At 68.4% G+C, this 15,295-nt stretch carries 13 protein-coding genes and 1 pseudogene; 2 read left to right on the top strand and 12 right to left on the bottom strand.

The genetic code is table 11. The features are described from left to right. The 9 genes and pseudogenes from CFB18_RS09405 to CFB18_RS09365 all read right to left on the bottom strand — a co-directional run. A pseudogene (locus CFB18_RS09405) lies at nucleotides 1-767 on the bottom strand (hypothetical protein); the annotation flags it as partial. A 214-nt stretch (nucleotides 768-981) separates the two neighbouring features. Continuing rightward, the gene (gene trpA, locus CFB18_RS09400; protein ID WP_088571554.1) at nucleotides 982-1,821 is read right to left on the bottom strand and encodes a tryptophan synthase subunit alpha; all 840 of its coding nucleotides are present in this window, start codon (nucleotides 1,819-1,821) and stop codon (nucleotides 982-984) included. Beyond that, entirely contained in the window at nucleotides 1,818-3,029 is a 1,212-nt protein-coding gene (gene trpB, locus CFB18_RS09395) for a tryptophan synthase subunit beta (RefSeq protein ID WP_088571553.1), read from the bottom strand. Before trpB ends, trpA begins: the two co-directional genes overlap by 4 nt. Beyond that, nucleotides 3,026-3,706, bottom strand: coding sequence for a phosphoribosylanthranilate isomerase (locus CFB18_RS09390; protein ID WP_088571552.1), 681 nt, complete (start codon nucleotides 3,704-3,706; stop codon nucleotides 3,026-3,028). Before CFB18_RS09390 ends, trpB begins: the two co-directional genes overlap by 4 nt. A 22-nt stretch (nucleotides 3,707-3,728) precedes the next feature. Continuing rightward, nucleotides 3,729-4,550 (bottom strand): indole-3-glycerol phosphate synthase TrpC, encoded by an 822-nt coding sequence (gene trpC, locus CFB18_RS09385; protein WP_088571551.1) that lies wholly within the window; start codon nucleotides 4,548-4,550, stop codon nucleotides 3,729-3,731. Between the two features lie 2 nt (nucleotides 4,551-4,552). Further along, nucleotides 4,553-5,578 (bottom strand): anthranilate phosphoribosyltransferase, encoded by a 1,026-nt coding sequence (trpD, locus tag CFB18_RS09380; protein ID WP_088571550.1) that lies wholly within the window; start codon nucleotides 5,576-5,578, stop codon nucleotides 4,553-4,555. Further along, a complete protein-coding gene (locus CFB18_RS09375) occupies nucleotides 5,575-6,219 on the bottom strand; it encodes an anthranilate synthase component II (protein WP_088571549.1) in 645 nt (214 codons plus the stop codon). The genes trpD and CFB18_RS09375 overlap by 4 nt, the downstream gene beginning before the upstream one ends. A gap of 18 nt (nucleotides 6,220-6,237) precedes the next feature. Beyond that, nucleotides 6,238-7,683 (bottom strand): anthranilate synthase component I family protein, encoded by a 1,446-nt coding sequence (locus CFB18_RS09370; RefSeq protein ID WP_088571548.1) that lies wholly within the window; start codon nucleotides 7,681-7,683, stop codon nucleotides 6,238-6,240. Nucleotides 7,684-8,181: 498 nt separating this feature from the next. Then, the gene (locus tag CFB18_RS09365) at nucleotides 8,182-9,729 is read right to left on the bottom strand and encodes a hypothetical protein (RefSeq protein WP_088571547.1); all 1,548 of its coding nucleotides are present in this window, start codon (nucleotides 9,727-9,729) and stop codon (nucleotides 8,182-8,184) included. Between the two features lie 1,202 nt (nucleotides 9,730-10,931). Between CFB18_RS09365 and rho the strand changes: the two genes are divergently transcribed. Then, the gene (rho, locus tag CFB18_RS09360) at nucleotides 10,932-12,272 is read left to right on the top strand and encodes a transcription termination factor Rho (RefSeq protein ID WP_320410128.1); all 1,341 of its coding nucleotides are present in this window, start codon (nucleotides 10,932-10,934) and stop codon (nucleotides 12,270-12,272) included. An 84-nt stretch (nucleotides 12,273-12,356) separates the two neighbouring features. Here rho and CFB18_RS09355 read toward each other — a convergent pair whose 3' ends face one another. The 3 genes from CFB18_RS09355 to rpmF form a co-directional block, all read right to left on the bottom strand. Next, entirely contained in the window at nucleotides 12,357-13,592 is a 1,236-nt protein-coding gene (locus CFB18_RS09355; RefSeq protein ID WP_088571558.1) for a thiolase family protein, read from the bottom strand. 60 nt (nucleotides 13,593-13,652) lie between these two features. Next, nucleotides 13,653-14,153: a Rieske (2Fe-2S) protein gene (locus CFB18_RS09350; RefSeq protein ID WP_088571546.1), complete on the bottom strand. Its 501-nt coding sequence runs from the start codon at nucleotides 14,151-14,153 to the stop codon at nucleotides 13,653-13,655. Nucleotides 14,154-14,275: 122 nt separating this feature from the next. Next, nucleotides 14,276-14,464 (bottom strand): 50S ribosomal protein L32, encoded by a 189-nt coding sequence (rpmF, locus tag CFB18_RS09345; protein WP_088571545.1) that lies wholly within the window; start codon nucleotides 14,462-14,464, stop codon nucleotides 14,276-14,278. A gap of 351 nt (nucleotides 14,465-14,815) precedes the next feature. Between rpmF and CFB18_RS09340 the strand changes: the two genes are divergently transcribed. Then, complete coding sequence (locus tag CFB18_RS09340) at nucleotides 14,816-15,280, top strand: hypothetical protein (RefSeq protein ID WP_088571544.1); 465 nt, start codon at nucleotides 14,816-14,818, stop codon at nucleotides 15,278-15,280. Nucleotides 15,281-15,295 lie beyond the last annotated feature (15 nt).

The following is a 15,295-nucleotide window of genomic DNA, read 5'->3' as shown; positions in this document are numbered from 1 at the left end:
TTCGCCTCCCGATCCCGCACTTCCGCCAGACGCAGATAGGCGTTGCCCAGGTTGTTCTGGAGCATGGCAGCCCGCCTTTCATCCCCCTCTTGCTGCCAGATCGTTAGGGCCTCCCGATAAGCTTCCACCCGTCGCTCCAGATGGGCCGGGGTCTTGAAGGGGTAATCCTCTATGCGGTTGCCCAGCCTGTTGGCCGTGTAGGCGCGGATCGGCGGGGAGGCGGGAAGGGCCTGGGCGGCGGCGTGGTTCAGCTCGGCCAGCACGTAGGCGCGGACGCGAGCCTGGATAGGGCGGGCGGGGTCGCGGGAGAGGGCGAGGATGTAGTCGTCGAGCCGCTCAATGGCGCGATCATCCAGCGCCTGCAGGGTATCCGGGGCGGTGGCCTGCCGGAGCGCGGCCTCCAGGCTCCGTTCGCCCCGCATCACGCTCTCGGCCAGCCGATAAAGAGGGTGCTGGCGCATCTCCTCCTCTGACGGGGCGGCCGGCTCTGTTTTCTCCCGGAACGCCCTTTCCACCCCCACCTCCCGGCAGCGGCGCAGGAGAGCGCGGCGCTCCTCCAGGTAGCGGCGGGCGTTGGCATCCTCCTGGGCCGCGATGAGTTGCCCGAGCAGTGCGTCGGCCTCGTCGCTCAGCAGCTCCGGGTGCTCCTCCACCACGCGCCGGGATTCCGACCAGGTGCGGGCCTGGAGGAAGGCAAGGATCGCCTGCCGGAGCGGTTCCGGGTCGGGGCGGGCAGGTTTCCGACCGAACAAACGAGGGAGTCGCATTGGGCACCTCCGATAGGGAGCCGCGACCTTTGCGCCATCGAAGACCCAAAGTTCGGGGCGAAAGCCCCTCCTATAGAGTGTGTCGGAGTAGTTGGTCAACCGGGCGCTGCCTGGCGTCTCTGAGAAAAATTATAGTCGAGTAGAGAAGGAAGGCTCGCGAGCAGGGCTTCCTGGTTTTACCACAATGTGGGGGAACGGCTCGCTGTTGTCCCCCTCATCCCGACCCCCGATCGGCGGGAAGGCCTTCGTCGGGGAGAGCCGCGGCCGTCCGCATGGCGTGGACGAAGGCGGCGAGGGCGGCCTCGTCGAACCCGCAGGCCTCGGCATGCCGGATGAGGGCGCTGCCCACCACCAGCCCGTCGGCCTCCGGGGCCAGTCCGGCCGCGTGATCCGGCCGGGAGATCCCGAACCCCACCGCCACCAGGACGCCGCCGGCCTGCCGGCGCGCCCGGCGCAGATGCTGCACTACTTCCTCCGGCAGCCGATCCCGCACCCCGGTGATCCCCGTGACCGAAACCAGATAGAGAAACCCGGTGGCGGTGGCGGCAATGCGGGCCAGCCGCTCATCCGGCGTGGTGGGCGCCGCCAGGGGGATCCAGGCCAAACCGGCCGCCCCTGCCGCTCCCCGCATGGCCTCCGCCTCCTCCAGCGGGAGATCCGGGACGATCAGCCCGTCCGCCCCCGCCCGCGCCGCCTCCTCCAGAAACCCCGGAAGCCCCGCGGCGAGGAGCGGGTTGACGTAGCTCATCAGGCAGAGGGGGATGCCCACGCCTCCCGCCCGCAGGCGGGCGAGGACCTCCAGGATCTGGGGCGTTCGGAACCCCGCCTGCAGGGCCCGGTGGACCGCCCGCTGGATCACCGGGCCGTCCGCCAGGGGATCGGAGAACGGCAACCCCAGCTCGATGAGATCGGCGCCCGCCCGGGCCAGGAGGCCCACGATCCGGATCGAGGCCTCCAGGTCCGGGTAGCCGACAGGCCAGTAGAGGATGAGCGCCGCGCGCCGCTCCGCCCGGGCGCGCCGGAAGGCCTCCCGCACCGCCTCCACACCCCTCATCCGATCGCCTCCCCCAGGGCCCTCGCCACGGTCTCCAGGTCTTTGTCCCCCCGCCCGGAGAGGTTGACCAGGATCCACGCGCCGGGCCGCTCCCGGGCGATCCGCATGGCCTCGGCGACGGCGTGGGCGGACTCCAGGGCCGGGAGGATCCCTTCCAGCCGGGCCAGGGCCCGGAAAGCAGCCAGGGCCTCAGCGTCGGTGACGGCGGTGTAGCGGACGCGCCCCCGCTCCCGCAGATACGCGTGCTCTGGGCCCACGGCCGGGTAATCCAGCCCGGCGGAGATCGAGTGGGTGTCCAGGATCTGCCCCCACGGATCCTGGAGGACGTAGGTGCGGGTTCCGTGCAGGACGCCGATGCGGCCCCGGTCGCCGTCGGCGAAGCGGGCGGCGTGGCGGCCGGTGGGGATCCCCTCCCCGCCCGCCTCCACCCCCACCAGCTCCACCGGATCCTCCAGGAAGGCCGCGAAGAGGCCGATGGCGTTGCTCCCCCCACCCACGCAGGCCACCGCCACGTCCGGCAGCCGCCCGAAGGCCTCCCGCATCTGGGAGCGGGCCTCAACGCCGATCACCGACTGGAAGGTGCGCACGATGGCGGGATACGGATGGGGCCCCAGGGCGGAGCCCAGCAGGTAATGGGTCGTGCGCACGTTCGTCACCCAGTCCCGGATGGCCTCGTTGATGGCGTCCTTCAGGGTGCAGGAGCCGGCGTCCACCGGGCGCACCTCGGCGCCGAGCAAGCGCATCCGGAACACGTTGGGCCGCTGGCGGGCCATGTCCGCGGTGCCCATGTAGATGACGCACTCCAGCCCGAGGAGGGCGCAGGCGGTGGCCGTGGCCACCCCGTGCTGGCCGGCCCCGGTCTCGGCCACCACCCGCCGCTTGCCCAAGCGCTTCGCCAGGAGGGCCTGGCCCAGGGCGTTGTTGATCTTATGGGCCCCCGTGTGGGCTAGGTCCTCCCGCTTGAGGAAGATCCGCGCGCCGACGGCCTCCCCCAGCCGCCGGGCCTCCGTCAGCGGCGTGGGGCGCCCCACATAGGTGCGCAGCAGGGCCTCGAACTCCCGGAGGAACTCCGGATCCCGCAGCGCCTCCTCGAACGCCTGCTCCAGCTCCTCCAGGGCGGGAATCAGGGTCTCCGGCACATACCGCCCGCCGTAAGGCCCGAAGTAGCCCGGCCGCTCCGAAACCGGTGGGGGAATCAGCGCGATCATCCGCCCTCCTCCTGGAGTTCCACAGGGATGCCCTCCTGCAGGGCCCGGAAGGCGGCCCGCGCCCGGGCGATGAAGGCCCGCACTTTCTCCGGGTCCTTCCGCCCGGGGGCCCGCTCCACCCCGGAGGAGACATCGACGCCCCAGGGCCGGACGCGGGCGATGGCCGCGGCCACGTTCTCCGGCGTCAGCCCCCCGCTCAGAAGCAGGCGCTCCGCCCGGGCCCACCGGGCCGCCTGCTCCCAGTCGGCGACCCGTCCGGTCCCCCCATAGGCCGTGGGATGCCAGGCGTCCACCCCCAGGGTCGGCCCGTCGGGCAGCCGCCCGCGGTAGGGCGCGGGATCGATGGCGCTCCCGGGGCGCAGCCGGAGCACCCGGTAAGCGCGGTCTGCCAGGGCCTGCACCACCTCCGGGGGCTCCTCGCCATGGAGCTGGGCCCAATCCAGGCCGATGCGCGCCAGCAGCGTCCGCACCCGCTCCGCTGGCTCGTTCACGAACACCCCTATGTAGCGCACTCCAGGCGCCTCCCGGCGCAGCTGCGCCACCAGCGCCGCCGCCCGCTCCGGCGGCAGATACCGGGGGCTCTTCGGATAGAGGACGAAGCCCAGGGCGTCCGCCCCCGCCGCGACGGCCGCCCGGGCGTCCTCCAGGGTCGTGATCCCACAGATCTTGATGAACACCGCCGCCTCCCCTCGTCCGGGCTCACCCTTCTTCGCCACCGGCCAGCGCCCGGGTTGCGCGAACCACCGCCTCCAGATCGAAGCCGTCGGGGCGCCGGCCGGCCTCCACCAGCGCCTCGCCGACCAGCACCGCGTCGTAGCCCCGCGCCCCCATCTCCCGGACGTCGGCGGGGGTCCGCAGCCCGCTCTCCGCCACCGTCCGGATCCCGGCGGGGATGCGAGGCCGCAGCCGGGCCGAGACCGTTCGGTCCACCGTCAGGGTGTGGAGGTCCCGATGGTTCACCCCGATCACCCGCGCCCCGGCCTGCAGGGCCCGTTCCAGCTCCTCCTCCCGATGAACCTCCACCAGGGCCGTCATCCTCAGCTCCGCCGCGAGGGCAAGAAGGTCGGCCAGACGTGAGGGCTCCAGGGCGGCGGCGATGAGGAGCACCGCGTCGGCTCCTGCCGCCCGGGCCTCGTAGATGTCGTAGGCGTCCAGGGTGAAGTCCTTGCGCAGGATCGGCACCTCCGGGAAGGCCTGGCGGATGGCCTGCAGGTGGGCCAGCTCTCCGTTGAAGAAGCGGGCGTCGGTGAGGACCGAGAGGGCGGCCGCCCCGCCCCGCCGATACGCCCCGGCCAGGGCCACAGGGTCCACCGTCGGGGCCAGGTCACCCCGGGAGGGGGAAGCCCGTTTGACCTCGGCGATCAGGGCGGGGCGATCGCCCCGGCGGACGAGGGCGGCGGCGAAGTCCCGTGGGGGCGGCATCGCCTCCGCTTCCGCCCGCACCAGCGGGAGCGGGCGCTCCCGCATCCGCCGGGCCTGCTCCTCGCGCTTCCAGGCCAGGATCTTTTGCAGCACGGACATGCTCAAGTCTCCTGAGCGCCTCGCTGGGTGAAGGCCACGTAGTCCTCCAGGACAGCCAGGGCCGCTCCGCCCTCGAGGGCTTCCTCGGCCCGCGCCAGTCCCTCCCGCAAGTCCTCCACCTGCTCCGCGGCGCGCAGGGCGAAGGCGGCGTTGAGGAGGACCGCCGCCCGCAGCGGGCCGTTCTCCTTCCCCTGGAACAACCGCCGCAGCCGCTGGGCGTTCTCTTCCGGCGTGCCGCCCCGGAGGGCCTCCAGGGGCGCCCGCGGGATCCCGTAGTCGGCCGGGTCGAAGATCCAGGATCGGACCCGGCCGTCGGCGTATTCGGCGACCCGGGCGGGGCCGGCCGGGGTCACCTCGTCGACGTTGCCCACCCCGCACACCACGAAGGCCCGCCGGCTGCCCAACGCGCCCAGGACCTCCGCGAGAGGCTCCACCAGGGTTGGGTCGAACACGCCCATCACCTGATAGGGGACCTCGGCCGGGTTGCAGAGGGGGCCCAGGATGTTGAAGACCGTGCGGACGCCGATCTCGCGGCGGGGGCCGATGGCATGCTTCATCGCCGGGTGAAAAGCGGGGGCGAAGAGAAAGGCGAAGCGGACCTCCCGCAGGGCGCGGGCGGCCTGCTCAGGGGTCAGGGTGAGGGCCGCGCCCAGGGCGGCCAGGAGATCGGCGCTGCCGCTGGGGCTGGAGACCGCCCGGTTGCCGTGTTTGGCCACCGGCACCCCCGCTCCGGCGACGACGAAGGCCGCCGCCGTCGAGAGGTTGAAGGTGCGGGCCCCATCGCCGCCCGTGCCGCAGGTGTCCACCGCAACCCCCTCATAGGGCACCCGCTGCATCGCCCGGCGCATCGCCCGGGCGCATCCGATGATCTCGGGGATGGTCTCCCCCTTCATCCGCAGGGCGATCAGGAAGGCCCCGATCTGCGCCGGCGTGGCCTCCCCTTGCATGATCGCCCCCATCGCCGCCTCAGCCTCCTCCAGGGTGAGATCCTCCCGTCGCACCAGCTTGGCGATCGCTTCCCGAATCATCGCGAACCTCCTCCCCTCAAGGATCCGGAAGAGATAGCGGGCGCCGGATCCAAGTATCCGGCGATCCGCAGGAAGTTCCGCAGCAACCGCACGCCCTCCGGGGTGAGGACCGACTCGGGATGGAACTGGATCCCGAAGGTGGGATGGTGGCGGTGGCGCAGCGCCATGATCTCCCCCTCCGGGGTGCGGGCGGTGACCATCAGGGGCTCCGGAAGGGGCTCGGCCACCAGGAGGGAGTGGTAGCGGCCGGCCATGAAGGGGCTGGGCAGCCCGGCGAAGAGCGCATCCCCCTGGTGGAGGACCGGCGAGGCCTTGCCGTGCATCAGCCGTCCCGCTCGCACCACGCGGCCGCCGAAGGCGGCGGCGATGGCCTGGTGGCCCAGACAGACCCCTAAAAGCGGCGTCCGCCCGCTGAGGGCCCGGATCACCGGGATGGTGATGCCGGCCTCCTCCGGCCGCCCCGGCCCCGGCGAGATCACCACCGCTGAGGGTTCCATTGCCATGATGTCCTCCAGATCCACCGCGTCGTTGCGGACCACCCGGAGGGGCACATCCGTGCGCCCGGCCTCCCGGAGCAGCTGCCCCAGGATCTGGACCAGGTTGTAAGTGAAGGAATCATAGTTGTCGATCACCAGCAGCATCGCGACCCCCTTTCGTCCTCAGCGCCCATCCGCCCCATGGCTCAGATCGACCGCCAGCTGCATCGCCCGGGCCTTGTTGCGGGTTTCCTCCTCCTCCCGCTCGGGGATGGAATCCGCCACCACCCCGGCGCCGGCCTGCACCATCGCGATGTCGCCCTGCACCATCACCGTGCGGATGGTGATGCACCAGTCGGCGTTCCCCCGCGGGTCGAAATAGCCCACGCCCCCGGCGTAGGGCCCTCGCGCCTCCCCCTCCAGCTCGGCGATGATCTCCATCGCCCGCACCTTGGGGGCCCCGGAGACCGTTCCCGCCGGGAAGGCGGCCGCCAGGGCGTCCAGGGCGTCACAGCCCGGCCGCAGCCGCCCTCGCACCGTGGAGACCAGATGCATCACGTGGGAATAGCGTTCCACCACCATGAACTCCTCCACCCGCACCGTCCCGTAGTCGCACACCCGCCCTAGGTCATTGCGGCCCAGATCCACCAGCATCACGTGCTCCGCCTGCTCCTTGGGATCGGCCCGCAGCTCCTGCTCCAGAGCCTGATCCTCTTCCGGGGAGCGGCCGCGGGGGCGCGTCCCGGCGATGGGGCGGAGGGTGACCTCCCCGCCTTCCACCCGCACCAGCATCTCCGGGGAGGCGCCGATCAGCGCCAGATCCTCCCCGTTCCGCCCCAGGCCCGGCAGGTTCAGGAAGAAGAGATAGGGGGAAGGGTTCAGGCGCCGCAGCGTCCGGTAGATGGCAAAGGGTGGGGCGGCGATGGGACGGCTCCAGCGGCGGGCGAGGACGATTTGGAAGGCGTCGCCGGCGGCGATGTAGGCCTGGGCCGCCCGCACCATCTCCCGAAACCGCCCGGCATCCACCCGGGTCTTCCAAGAAGCCCCGGCGGCGGGGGTGGACGTTGGGATGGACGGGGCCGGCACCGGATCCCGGAGGCGGCGCTCCAGGGCTGTTAGCCGCGCCTCCGCCTCGCCCTCGGCGCCGGGTTCGGCTAAGGCGAACAGCGTGAGGGTCTGGGTCACGTGGTCGAAGACCAGCAAGGTCTCCACCTGCATCAAGATCGCATCCGGGAAGGCGAGGGCATCCCCGGGGGCGCGGGGCACGCGATCGAAGAAAGCGGCCATCTCATAGCCCAGGTAGCCTGCCAGCCCCCCGATGAAGCGGGGCAGGGGCTCCAGAGCGGCCTCCGGGGCCAGTGCCTCCAGGGCCTCCCGCCACACCGCAAAGGGGTGGACCTGACGCAGATCATAGAGGCGGCATCCCTCCGGCCCGCGCTCCTCCATCCGCCATCCGTCCACGCGGTAGACGCGGCGGGGCATCAGGCCGATGAACGAATAGCGGGCCAGATAGGCCCCGCCCTCCACGCTCTCGAAGAGGAACGAGGGCCCCTCCGGGCTCAGGGCCTGGTAGAGCCCGATGGGCGTCCAGAGGTCCGCCGGCATCGTCCGCCGGATCAGGCGTCGCATTCTCCGCTCCTTTCGAGGTGAAAGCCCCCTTTGGATCGACGGAGGTGTGGATAAAAAAAGCGCCCGCCCCTCGCTGAGGGACGGGCGCCGGATGGCCCGTGGTGCCACCCTCCTGAGGCCGGCCGCCGAAAACAAAAACCCCTCGCCGGTGGGACGAGGGGTTCGTCGGCCAGCCCCACTCTTTCGCGGGGACAGGAAGCGTGGACTTCCGATCCCCTCCGCCCGGATAACGGTGGCGACTCCGGCCGGGACTACTGAGGGCGGTTCCCGCCCCGTTCGTCCGGCGACTCCCGGGCCCATTCAGCCCTGGCGTGCGCAGCGGGCTTCCACCTTCCCCCGCCTCTCTGGGCGCCGGCCCAGGGCCTACTCCTCCCGTTCTTCGTCTTTGGCACTATAAGATTTCGGCGCGACCTCCGGCCGCGCTCCCTGCACATCGTCCATTGCGTGCTTGGCGCAATTATAACAAATGGGCGGCCTTGAGTCAACCGGAGAGGAGGCTCATCCGTCGGGAAAGGACAAGCGCAAGCCGACGGCATCGGCTGCTCGAAGGACCTCCTCTCCCAGGCTTTCCTCCAATCGCTTCAGCGCGCTCCTCATCTGGTCCACCGGGACCATTATCAGAGCGCATTCCAGCGCGCGCTCTAGCAGGCCACGGCATGCTTTGGCATCTTCGAGGAGATCCGAGAGGGATTCCTCCGAGCAGACAATTGAGCCGAACCGGCGGACGAACTGCTGCCCGACCGCCTCGCCGCCGAAACGGACACACATTATAGCGAGGAGTTGAAAGACGGCCTGGACGTATACTTTCCTCAACTCTCCTGGCGATCGGGCAGCCCCGCGCATCGCCTGAGCCAAAAGCGCTTCCAGAGAAACCTTCCCCCCGGGCCGGATCTCCAGGCGGGCATCTCCGGGGGTCAGCAACCAGTAGACCTCACGGAAGGACGTCTCCTCTTCAGCCACAGCCTGCAGGACATGCGATCGGCCAGCGATCAGAACCGGGCGCGGCCGACTGCTTCCATGAGTTAGCGCTTCCCTCAGGATCTCGAACTCCGTGTTTGGCTGTAAACCCAGGATGGCTCCGATAAACTCTCCGGTCATTTCCCCAATGTCGGCGGCTCCCAGGGCCCGGGGAAGGCGCGGATCCACAAACAAAGCCCGACCGCTCTCGTCGGAGATCAGGACCCACGTCTCCTGCGGACGAAATTTCGAAGCGACCATCAGCACCTCTTCGGCCCTGACAGCCGGGAATGGCAACGCCCACCGCAGATAGAGCCCGTTCAGGATGATCACATAAGCGGCTATGTAAAGGAGGTTATGGAGCACGCTGAGCGGCGTAACCTTGCCGCCGGGGTAGTAGAGGTCGTTCAAACCCAAATAGATGAAAAGCAGATCCGTGAAGGCGATCCACCACATCCCCACAGCCAGGATACTCCAGCTGATCCCCAGGATCCCCTTATAGACCGCGAGGGTAAGGAGGGTCGCGCCGACCAGGAGGAGAAGATACTGAGTTTCATACAGAAGGCTTACAGCGAATTCCAGCCAGTCCGTGGGCGGCTCGACAAGCATCGGCGCGTAGATAGCAGCGCCCGCCACAACAATGAACAACAGAATCAATCCGACTGCCAGAAATCGATTCCACCCCTGGATAGCCGGGGACAGGAAGCGGAGCAGAAGCGCGTAGAAAGCGATCAGAAAGCCGTTGCCGATCAACCAGAACAGATCCATCCAACCAAAGTCGGGCGGGGTGGCAAAAAGTCCATATACGGCCCATACGATTTCACCGATCGCCCAGAATCCTAATCCAGCGGCTAGCAACCCCCATATCCGGCTCGCCAGATGTTTCCTCTTCAGAGAATTCTGAGAAAGATAAATCTGACAAGAAAACCATACGCATAGAGCGCTCAGGATCACAGGATAGAACTCGGCGATCCATCTAGCGATGCGATCAGGGAAAAGAACAAAGGCTGACGCCGCGCTCAGGAGAACCACAGCGTCGAAGACAAGCATGCGGAGGATGAGGGAGCGGATGCTTACTTCTCTCTCCATCCTAAGCCTCCCGGCCTATGACAACCGCAAGGGAACAGTAGTAGTCAGTTGGATGAAAAATATAAACCGGTAGGGGCGAAAGATTTTTTGCCCCGGTCGTCTTTCTCCCCCACCGTCGCCCCTCCCGGTGGGACTCTCAGGGTTGGCCGGCCCGTAATGGCGAAGGTAGATGGTCGTGTGGAGATCCCAATCTGTCTCCCGCCCGCAGGCCGGGCTGTTGAGCACGCGCCGGATCAGTGGGCTCCCGATTCGCCCCAGCACGTATCAGAAAACGCGAGCATGGATGCTACTACAAACTCCGATTCTTGTCAACTCAACCTAACTGCTCCCGACGAAATGAGGACACATCCCCTGCCTTGCGGCCCGCGGAGCGCTGTTGTTCCAGAGCGATCCGTAGGCGGGTGTGCCCCTGGTCAGATTGCGCCGGAGAAGATGGTGGCCGAGGCGCTTGGCTTGATAGATGCAGGAGGAGCCGCTTGAATGGGCGAAGGCGCATCCGTCGGAAAAGCGGGTTCAGGAGCGGAAGGGCCATGCCGGGGAACAGCGGCCGGAGATGACGGTGGCGGCCCAGGGGAGGGAGAGGATGGGTCGAGGGGCGATGCGCCTGCGGCGAGTCATGGGCTCTTCATGGCCATCCAGAACAATCAGCGCGGACCTTGCTGGGGGTGATCCGGAGCGATGTGGGCAAAGGACTTTTCCTCCCCGGATTAGGAGAAGGGGATAGAGGCACCGGAGCGATCATGCGGTCTCGAAGACGGAGGTTCGGGGCGAAAGCCCCTCCTACAGAGGGATCGATGTTTGGTAGGAGCGGCTTTCGCCGCGACCCTCTGCGTCATCGAGAACCGGAGGTTGGGAGTTAACGGAGCAGCTTCCGCCGCGATCCTTGCGCCATCGAAGACGGGATGTCGGGGCTGAAGCCCCTCCTACAAAAACCGCTTTTCGAACGACTCGCAGTTGTCCTACGATTTGGGGACACACCCCGGGGGCCGGTTGGGACCCTGGGGGAAACCCCGTGGGGAAGCCCGGGTTTGACGCTGGCCCGAGAGCCCGATATAATGAAAATGCTTCAGCCGCCTGAGGCATCGTCCCCGAAGCTAACCCTGTAAGGCAAGGATCCAGCGGGCGCACTGCCGTCTCCCGGTCCGGCCCCCGGCGGGCGCGATGCACAGCGGTCATCTATCCTCATCCTGAGTGGAAGGACCATGGACATGGAACAGGCGCAGGTTCAGGTTCCCATCCTGGATTTCGATTACATCCATCTGGAATCCAAGACCCTGGATGAGCTCCGTGATCTGGCCCGCTCCCTCAAGATCCCGAGCTACAGCCGCCTGAAGAAGCAGGACCTCATCATGCGGCTGCTCCAGGCGAAGGCGGAGCAGCAGGGTTACGCCTTCGGCGGCGGGACGCTGGAGATCGTGGAGGACGACTCCCTGGGGATGATCGGCTTCCTCCGGGTGAACCCCAACTTCCTCCCCAGCCCCAACGACATCTACGTCAGCCAGTCCCAGATCCGTCGCTTCGGGCTCCGGCGGGGAGACTTCGTCGTCGGCCAGATCCGCCCGCCCAAGGAGACGGAGAAATACTACAGCCTCCTGCGGGTGGAGGCCGTCAACGGGCTGGACCCGGAGCAGGCCCGCCAGCGGCCGCGGTTCGAGGAGCTCACCCCCATCTTCCCGAACCAGATGTTCGATCTGGAGACGGACCCCAAGAACCTCACCACGCGGCTGATCAATCTGGTGGCTCCCATCGGGCGCGGGCAGCGCGGGCTTATCGTCTCGCCCCCCAAGGCCGGCAAGACCACTGTCCTCAAGAACATCGCCAACGCCATCTCCACCCGCTACCGCGACGTCCACCTGATGGTCGTGCTGGTCGGCGAGCGGCCGGAGGAAGTCACCGACATGGACCGCTCGGTGGAGGCCGAGGTGGTCCACAGCACCTTCGACGAGCCGCCGGAGAACCACATCAAGGTGGCCGAGCTGGCCCTGGAGCGGGCCAAGCGCATGGTGGAGGGGGGCAAGCATGTGGTGATCCTCCTGGACTCCATCACCCGGCTCACCCGAGCTTACAACCTGGTGGTGGAGCCCAGCGGCCGCACCTGGACGGGCGGGCTGGACCCGGCCGCCCTGTATCCGCCCAAGCGGTTCTTCGGCGCCGCTCGAAACATCGAGAACGGGGGCTCGCTCACCATCCTGGCCACCTGTCTGATCGACACGGGGAGCCGGATGGACGATGTGATCTATGAGGAGTTCAAGGGGACCGGCAACTGGGAGCTGCACCTCTCCCGCAAGCTGGCGGAGCGCCGCCTCTTCCCGGCCATCGATATTGAGCGCTCCGGGACGCGCCGGGAGGAGCTGCTGCTGGACCCGGACACCCTGGAGAAGGTGTGGCTGCTGCAGCGGATGATCGCCCGGATGATGGCCCCGCCTCCTGACGGCGGTGGTTACGACCTCACCCAGGTGATGGAATCCCTTCTGGGAGCCCTGGGCAAGACCCGCAGCAACGCCGAGTTCCTGGCCCGCATCAAGAAGGGCGACTGGAGCTGAGGGCGCGGCCAGGCCTTCTCAGGAGAAACGAAAAGGGGGCGGCCCTACAGGTCGCCCCCTTTCGCTGGCTGTCGCCGAGCGCCGCTATGAGTGGATTCCCTCCACCAGAGCCGCTTCCCCCTGGCCCACGCCCACGCACAGGGCGGCTATCCCATAACGGGCCCGGCGCCGGCGCATCTCATACAACAGCGTGGTGAGGATGCGGGCCCCGCTGCATCCCAGGGGATGCCCCAAGGCGATGGCCCCGCCGTTGACGTTCACCTTGTTGAGGTCCAGCCCCAGCAGCTTAATACAGGCCAGGGTCTGGACGGCAAAGGCCTCGTTGATCTCCACCAGATCGATCTGATCCAGGGTGAGACCCGTCCGCTCCAGCAGCTTGCGGATGGCGGGGACCGGGCCGTAGCCCATCACCCGGGGGTTCACCCCGACTGCGGCCGAGGCGATCCAGCGGGCCATCGGCCGCAGGCCCAGGGCCCGCGCCTTCTCCGCGCTCATCAGCAGCAGCGCCGCGGCGCCGTCGCTCAACCCCGAGGCGTTCCCCGCCGTCACCGTCCCCCCTTTCCGGAAGACCGGGGGCAGCCGGGAGAGGCGCTCGAGATCCGTGTCCAGGACGATCTCTCCGTTCTCGAGGCGATAGCGCGGCCCCTCATCGACATCGATGACCAGAGGGGACTGCCCCGGTCGCTCGATCACCACCGGCACGATCTCCTCGCGGAACTTCCCGGAGCGGATAGCCTCCACCGCCCGCTGATGGGAGAGCAGGGCGAAGCGGTCCTGCTCCTCCCGCGTGATCTCCGGATGCTCCTCGGCGATGTTCTCCGCCGTCTCGCCCATGGACTCGAGGGGGAACATGGCCTCCATCTTCGGGTTGGGGAACCGCCACCCCAGGGCGGTGTCGTAGACGGTGACGTTCCCCCGCGGGAAGGGGACAGGGGCCTTGGGCATCACCCAGGGCGCCCGCGTCATGCTCTCCACGCCGCCCGCCACCACCACATCCGCCTCGCCGCAGCGGATGGTCCGGGCCGCCAGGTTGACGGCGGTGAGCCCCGAGGCGCACAGCCGGTTCACCGTGACCGCCGCCACGTGGTAGGGGAAGCCCGCCAGGATCGCCGCCATGCGGGCGACGTTGCGGTTATCCTCCCCCGCCTGGTTGGCGCAGCCCATGTAGACCTCGTCCACCATCCCCGGATCGATCCCGGCCCGCCGGACCACTTCCCGAATCACCAGGGCGGCCAAGTCGTCCGGGCGCACATCCTTTAAGGCCCCCCCGTATTTGCCCATCGGCGTCCGCACCGCAGCGACGATGACCACCTCCCGCATCATGCCCCTCCTCCCTGCGCTTCCGGATCCGTGAAGACCGGAGATCTCACTTCCCGCCCACTACTGCAGCCGGTTGACGTCCACCCAGATGGAGCCGCTCATCACGCGGGCCGGATAGGACGGCAGCGGAGCCGCGCATGGCCCGGCGATCGGGCGGCCGTCGGCCCCAAAGCGACACCCGGCGCATTCCGCCCACAGCTCCGTCCCCTCGATCTTCAGCAGGCACGGGATGCCAGGAGGCTGCATCGGAAACGCCCGCATCCGATCGCCAGCCCGCACCAGAATCATCGGATAAAGCCGTCCGCTCCGGTCGGAAAGGGTCAGGGGGAACGGCACCCCCTCGCTCAAGCGATCCGGCGGCACCCCCGTGTCTAACCAGCGCGGCGTCCAGGGGGCGCCGAAGACCGCCAGGGCGAAGAGCGCACAGAGGCCCACCACCAACACCCCCCCGAACAGCACAAGGAACACTCGTCCCTTCCGCCCCGCAGCAGACGGGATGCCTTCCTCTCCCTCCACCGGGAAGGGCCATCCCTCCCCCTGCCCATCCCCCGGCCAGGCCATCCGTCCTCACCTCCCTTTCGCGCTCCGGCGCGCCGCCCCGGGAGAACAGAGGCCGGAGGGATGAGCCGCTCACCCCTCCAGCCCTGGGATCCCGAGGTCCTGCCCATTATGGAGAACGAGGATTAGGCGCGCCCTTCCACCTCGATCACCTGCACGCCCCGATACGTCCCGCAATGGGGGCAGACGTGGTGGGGAAGGATCCGGTTCTTGCACCGGGGACACGGCACCAGGTTCGGACGCCGGAGCGCATCATGCGCCCGACGCATCCCCCGCCGCGTGCGGGTCACCCGGCGCTTGGGCAACGCACCCATCGGAACCACCTCCTCATCGAAGACTGTTTCCCACGGCGTTCCCCCGCATCCCCGATGGAAGCGACATAGATCCTCACGGAAGCAGGGGGATCGGCCGGCGCTTCATGCTAACCGGAAACCGGATCTACCGCAACCGGAGACATCCAGGCCTGGGGCCTTCACCTCCATCGTCGAGCCGATCCGGGCCGAAAGAGATCTTCCGGGTGTGTCCCAAAATCGTAGGACAACTGCTCGCAGTTGTCCTACAAGGCGGCCAGGCCCGACAAAATCGGGACACACCCGATCTTCCCGTTTCAAAGCCAAGAAGCCTCGCCTCCGGGTAAAATGGGGTGGAGCGCCCGGAGCGAGGCCATGCGGCTGCGGGACTGGATGGAGGCCCTTCCTCAACGGCTGAAGCCGCTGCTGCCGCCGGACCTGCAGGGGTTCCGCTGGTCCGCCCGGCCCTGGCTGGTCCAGGTCTACTACCGGGATCCGGCCTTCCACTATGAGGTCTGGCATCTGGGGGAGCGACGGGGGCGGATCGAGGTGGGCCTGCACTTCGAGAGCCGGGATCCGGTGCGGAACCGGGCGATGCTGATGACCGTCTGCGCGCACATCTGGGAGATCCGCGCGCAACTGGGCCCCTACGTGGAGGCCGAGCCCTGGGATCGAGGATGGGCCAAGGTCTTCGAGACCCATCCGCTGACCTCTCTGGATGAGGACAGCCTGGAGCGCTTCGCTCAACGCCTGGCGCGGTGGATCCAGACCCTGGAGCCCCTCCTGGGGGATCCGCCCCGGCGCACTGGTGGCCGACGGCAGGACGCTTCCAAGACCTGATGCGGATCGGAGGAC

It is taken from the genome of Thermoflexus hugenholtzii JAD2 (assembly GCF_900187885.1).
GTDB classification, from domain to species: domain Bacteria; phylum Chloroflexota; class Anaerolineae; order Thermoflexales; family Thermoflexaceae; genus Thermoflexus; species Thermoflexus hugenholtzii.
Note: the sequence above shows the minus strand (reverse complement) of the source record. Positions and strands in the feature narration are given on the sequence as shown.